This window comes from Streptomyces odonnellii, assembly GCF_000981895.1.
Classification (GTDB): Bacteria; Actinomycetota; Actinomycetes; order Streptomycetales; family Streptomycetaceae; genus Streptomyces; species Streptomyces odonnellii.
Window position 1 is genome coordinate 1 of record NZ_LATD01000216.1, and the last position, 5,439, is coordinate 5,439.

5 protein-coding genes and 1 pseudogene are annotated in these 5,439 nt (G+C 72.0%); 4 read left to right on the forward strand and 2 right to left on the reverse strand.

Going from position 1 to position 5,439, the window contains the following annotated elements:
- On the reverse strand, positions 1-161 hold a 161-nt coding region (locus WH07_RS37825), incomplete at its 3' end, for an acyl-CoA carboxylase epsilon subunit (RefSeq protein WP_106409637.1).
- 14 nt (positions 162-175) lie between these two features.
- Positions 176-1,765: an acyl-CoA carboxylase subunit beta gene (locus WH07_RS20440; RefSeq protein ID WP_046501920.1), complete on the reverse strand. Its 1,590-nt coding sequence runs from the start codon at positions 1,763-1,765 to the stop codon at positions 176-178.
- Positions 1,766-1,976: 211 nt separating this feature from the next.
- Here WH07_RS20440 and WH07_RS20445 point away from each other — a divergent pair, with 211 nt between their 5' ends.
- From WH07_RS20445 to WH07_RS37830, 4 genes and pseudogenes are all read left to right on the forward strand, one after another.
- Positions 1,977-2,840, forward strand: a complete 864-nt coding sequence (locus WH07_RS20445) for a biotin--[acetyl-CoA-carboxylase] ligase (protein ID WP_046501912.1) — start codon at positions 1,977-1,979, stop codon at positions 2,838-2,840.
- Positions 2,841-3,085: 245 nt separating this feature from the next.
- Complete coding sequence (locus tag WH07_RS20450; protein ID WP_046501915.1) at positions 3,086-4,237, forward strand: adenylate/guanylate cyclase domain-containing protein; 1,152 nt, start codon at positions 3,086-3,088, stop codon at positions 4,235-4,237.
- A 68-nt stretch (positions 4,238-4,305) separates the two neighbouring features.
- The gene (locus WH07_RS20455) at positions 4,306-5,160 is read left to right on the forward strand and encodes an enoyl-CoA hydratase/isomerase family protein (RefSeq protein WP_046501917.1); all 855 of its coding nucleotides are present in this window, start codon (positions 4,306-4,308) and stop codon (positions 5,158-5,160) included.
- 94 nt (positions 5,161-5,254) lie between these two features.
- Positions 5,255-5,439, forward strand: a pseudogene (locus WH07_RS37830) (diguanylate cyclase); the annotation flags it as partial.

Sequence of the window (5,439 nt, forward strand, 5' to 3'; positions counted from 1 at the left end):
GTGCGGCGGCGGGCGATACGGGTGGGGGACGCCCACTCGGCAGGGGGCTCCGGCGGGGCCTCCGCCGGCGCGTTCGCCGCCGCGGCGCGCGCCCGGACCACCGCCAGCGCGGCTGCCAGCTCCTCCCGGGTGGGATTCCCCCGTACCACAACCTTGATCATGTGCGGCTCCCTTCCTACAGCGGAATGTTCCCGTGCTTCTTCGGAGGCAGGCTCTCCCGCTTCGTACGCAACTGCCGCAGCCCCTTCACGATATGCGCCCGGGTGTCCGACGGCATGATCACCGCGTCGACATAGCCGCGCTCCGCCGCCACATACGGATTGAGCAGCGCGTCCTCGTACTCCCGGATCAGCCCGGCGCGCGCCGCCTCCTGCGCCTCCTCGTCACCGGCCGCGGCGATCGTACGGCGGTGCAGGATGTTCACCGCGCCCTGCGCGCCCATCACCGCGATCTGCGCGGTCGGCCAGGCCACATTGAGGTCGGCGCCGAGATGCTTGGAGCCCATCACGTCGTACGCGCCGCCGAAGGCCTTGCGGGTGATCACCGTGATCAGCGGGACCGTGGCCTCGGCGTACGCGTAGATCAGCTTGGCGCCGCGCCGGATGATCCCGCCGTACTCCTGGTCCACGCCCGGCAGGAAACCCGGCACGTCCACGAAGGTCAGCACCGGCACATTGAAGGCGTCGCAGGTACGGACAAAACGTGCCGCCTTCTCCGAGGCGTTGATGTCCAGACAGCCCGCGAACTGGAGCGGCTGGTTGGCGACCACGCCGACCGGGAAGCCCTCGACCCGGCCGAAGCCGGTGATGATGTTCGGCGCGAACAGCGCCTGCGTCTCCAGGAACTCACCGTCGTCCAGCACCCGCTCGATGGCCGTGTGCATGTCGTACGGCTGGTTCGCGGAGTCCGGGATCAGCACATCGAGATCGCGGTCGTCGGCGGTCGTCGTGAGATCGGCCGGCTCGGGGAACGCGGGCGGTTCGGAGAGATTGTTCGAAGGGAGGTACGACAGCAGGGACTTGACGTAGTCGATCGCGTCCTTCTCGTCACCCGCCATATGGTGCGCGACCCCGGACGTGGTGTTGTGCGTACGGGCGCCGCCCAGCTCCTCGAAGCCCACGTCCTCGCCGGTCACCGTCTTGATCACATCGGGGCCCGTGATGAACATGTGCGACGTCTGGTCGACCATCACCGTGAAGTCGGTGATCGCCGGGGAGTAGACCGCGCCGCCCGCGCACGGGCCGACGATCAGGCTGATCTGCGGCACCACACCCGAGGCGTGCACATTGCGGCGGAAGATCTCGGCGAACAGCCCGAGCGCGGCCACCCCCTCCTGGATCCGCGCGCCGCCGCCGTCGTTGATGCCCACGACGGGGCAGCCGGTCTTCAGCGCGAAGTCCATGACCTTGACGATCTTCTCGCCGTACACCTCGCCCAGCGAGCCGCCGAAGATGGTGAAGTCCTGTGAGTAGACACAGACCGGGCGCCCGTCGACCGTGCCGTACCCGGTGATCACACCGTCGCCGTACGGACGGTTCTTCTCGATGCCGAAGGCCGTGGAGCGGTGCCGGGCGAACTCGTCCAGTTCGACGAACGACCCCTCGTCCATCAGCAGCCCGATCCGCTCGCGCGCGGTCAGCTTGCCCTTGGCGTGCTGCTTCTCCACCGCGCGGGCCGAACCGGCGTGCGTGGCCTCCTCGATGCGGCGCTGGAGATCCGCGATCCGGTCCGCGGTGGTGTGGGCGGCGGACCCGGCGGCGGACAGGGCCGCGGATCCCTCGGTGGATCCTGCTGCGGTTCCGGGGGCGTTTTCCGGCTCGGACATCGGGATGCGGCTCCCTGCGGGGTCACGGATGCGGTTGTTCCGGTGCTGCTGATCTCTGTGCTGCTGATCTCTTCCGGCGCTACTGATCCGTAGCGTATCGGCGCCGATACCGTTCGGCAGTGCGGTGTTCCCCACACCTAGGGTGGCTTGCATGAACGACTCCCACACCCCCGTGAGCCGCTGGTCCGACCTGGACCGCCCCCCTCTCGACGCTACCGCTCTGCGCCGGGCGCTGGTCAGGCCCGGCGCCCTGTGGACCTCGGCCGACGTGGTCCCCGAGACCGGCTCCACCAACTCGGACCTCGCCCTGCGGGCCGGGGCCGGCCGCGCGGAGGAGGGCGCGGTGCTGGTCGCCGAGGAGCAGACCGCCGGGCGGGGGCGGCTGGACCGGCGCTGGACGGCGCCCGCGCGCTCCGGGCTGTTCTTCTCCGTACTGCTCAAACCGGGCCCCGACGTGCCGGTCGCGCGGTACGGCTGGCTGCCGCTGCTCACCGGAGTGGCCGTCGCGACGGGCCTGGCGCGGGCGGCGGGCGTGGACACGGCCCTCAAATGGCCCAACGACCTGCTGGTGACCGTCGCCGGCGAGGAGCGCAAGGCGGGCGGGATCCTCGCCGAGCGGGTGGGCGACGACGCGATCGTCGTGGGCATCGGCCTCAACGTCTCGCTGCGGGAGGCGGAACTGCCCGTACCGACGGCCGGTTCCCTGGCCCTCGCGGGCGCCGCGTCGCTGGACCGGGACATCCTGCTGCGCGCGGTGCTGCGCTCGCTGGAGCACTGGTACGGGGAGTGGCGCGCGGCGGGCGGCGATCCGGTGCTGTCCAGGATCCAGGAGACGTACGCGGCGGGCTGCGCGACGCTGGGGCGTACGGTACGGGCCCAGCTTCCCGGCGGCGGCGAACTGGCCGGTGAGGCGGTGGCGGTGGACGGCGACGGCCGGCTTGTCGTACGGACCGCGGACGGCGAGCGGCACGCGGTCGGCGCGGGCGACATCGTGCACCTGCGCGCTGCGGACTGACGCGCGGCGGACCGCGCGGGCTGAACGGCGCGGCACCCGGAGCCGTACCAAGGGCGTGTACGAGCCGTACCAAGGACACGTACGGAGGAGACAAAAGCCCACCCGAACCGGGCACACCGGCGGCCTCCCGGACGTATAAATAGGCTGGTGGGTGGGACGTGAGCCAGGGCACACCTGCCGTATCGTTGAGGCGGTCCACGACAGATCGGCAGGACAGTGCGCAGGGAACGGGCAGGAGGCGGCTGGTGACCGTCGACGACGCGACTTCCGGCGAGGACGCGCGGCGCCCGTCGGAACGGTCCGGATACCCTACCCCCCACCATGTCGTCAACCACACGGCCGAGCCGACGCACGACCCCCTCGCCATCCGCCTCGAACAGCTCATCCTCGGCGCCGAGCGCCGCTACACCCCCTTCCAGGCGGCCCGTACCGCCGGGGTCTCCATGGACCTCGCCTCCCGCTTCTGGCGGGCCATGGGCTTCGCCGACATCGGCCAGGCCAAGGCCCTCACCGAGGCGGACGTCCTGGCGCTGCGCAGGCTCGCGGGTCTGGTGGAGGCCGGACTGCTCAGCGAGCCGATGGCGATCCAGGTGGCCAGGTCGACGGGGCAGACCACGGCCCGGCTCGCGGAGTGGCAGATCGACTCGTTCCTGGAAGGGCTCACCGAGCCGCCCGAGCCGGGGATGACCCGTACAGAGGTCACATATCCGCTGGTGGAGCTGCTCCTGCCGGAGCTGGAGGAGTTCATCGTCTATGTCTGGCGGCGCCAGCTCGCCGCCGCCACCGGGCGGGTCGTGCAGGCCGCGGACGACGAGGAGATGGTCGACCGGCGGCTCGCGGTCGGCTTCGCGGACCTCGTCGGGTTCACCCGGCTGACCCGGCGGCTGGAGGAGGAGGAGCTCGGCGAGCTGGTGGAGGCGTTCGAGACGACCTGCGCCGATCTCGTCGCCGCGCACGGCGGCCGGCTGATCAAGACCCTGGGCGACGAGGTCCTGTACGCGGCGGACGACGCGGGGACGGCGGCGGAGATCGCGCTGCGGCTCATAGACACGATGGCCCACGACGACTCGATGCCGGCGCTGCGGGTGGGGATCGCGTTCGGGACGGTCACCACGAGGATGGGCGATGTCTTCGGTACGACCGTGAACCTGGCCAGCAGGCTCACCTCGATCGCGCCCAAGGACACGGTGCTGGTGGACGGCGCGTTCGCGGAGGAGCTGATCCGTACGCGCGAGGCCCCGGCGTCCGAGGCGGAGGCGGCGGAGACGGCGGCGGAGGCCGAGAAGCAGGGGCAGGCGCCGCCCTCGTACCGCTTCGCGCTCCAGCCGATGTGGCAGCGGCCGGTGCGCGGGCTGGGCGTGGTGGAACCGTGGCTGCTGGGACGGCGGAGCAGCTAGCGCTGTGTGGTCCGGCACGCTCTAGGATCGGCTTCCGGTGAACCGTCGTTAACCGGGAGGGTGTGGTCATGGGCGAGGCCGAGCAGATCGCGGGCGAAGGCGTGGGGGCCGTCGCGGAGGACGGCGCGGAGCGGTTCGGGGAGTTCGTCGTCGTACGGCGGCACGGCCCTGGCGGGCATGTCGCGGAACTGGTCCTGGACCGGCCGCAGGCGATGAACGCCGTCTCGACCGCGATGGCCGCGTCCATCGCCGCGGCGTGCGCGGCACTCGCCGCCGACCGGGACGTACGGGCGGCCGTCGTGACCTCCACCCACGCGCGCGCCTTCTGCGTCGGCGCGGACCTCAAGGAGCGCAACTCCCTCACCGACGCGGAGCTGGTGCGCCAGCGGCCGGGCGCGCGGGCCGCGTACACCGGGGTGCTCGAACTGCCGATGCCGGTGATCGCGGCGGTGCACGGCTACGCGCTGGGCGGCGGGTTCGAGCTGGCGCTCGCCTGCGATCTGATCGTCGCGGACCGTACGGCGGTGCTCGCGCTGCCCGAGGTGTCGGTCGGGGTGATCCCCGGCGGCGGCGGTACGCAGCTCCTGCCGCGCCGGGTCGGGGCCGCGCGGGCGGCCGAACTCGTCTATACGGCACGGCGGGTGGCGGCCGAGGAGGCCGAACGGCTCGGCCTGGCCGACCTGCTGGTGGACGAGGGCGCCGACCGGGACGAGGCGCTCGCGCTGGCGGGCCGTATCGCCGCGAACTCGCCGGTGGGCCTGCGGGCCGCGAAGCGCGCGCTGCGGCTCGGGCAGGGGCTCGATCTGCGGGCCGGACTGGAGGTCGAGGACGCGGCGTGGCGGTCGGTCGCGTTCTCCGGGGACCGCGCGGAAGGCGTCGCCGCCTTCAACGAGAAGCGGAAGCCGGAGTGGCCGGGGGAGTGACTCGGCGGGCGCCCGGTTCGCTCGTACGGGACGCGTGATCACCGCCCGCTCGCTTCAATGATCAATTTCTCCCGTACCGTCCTAAGCTGGGGTAATGGGAGTGGACGGGCGACTGCGCGCCATAGTGGAACTTTCTCAGGCAATGGCGGCGGCCCCGACGGAGAGCGCGTCCTGGCGGGCCGCCGCGCGGGGCGCGATGGAGGCGCTCGGGGGCAGCTTCGGGGCGCTGTCGGTGTGGGAGCGGGACCAGGGGCGGCTCAGGGTGCTGGTGAACGCGGG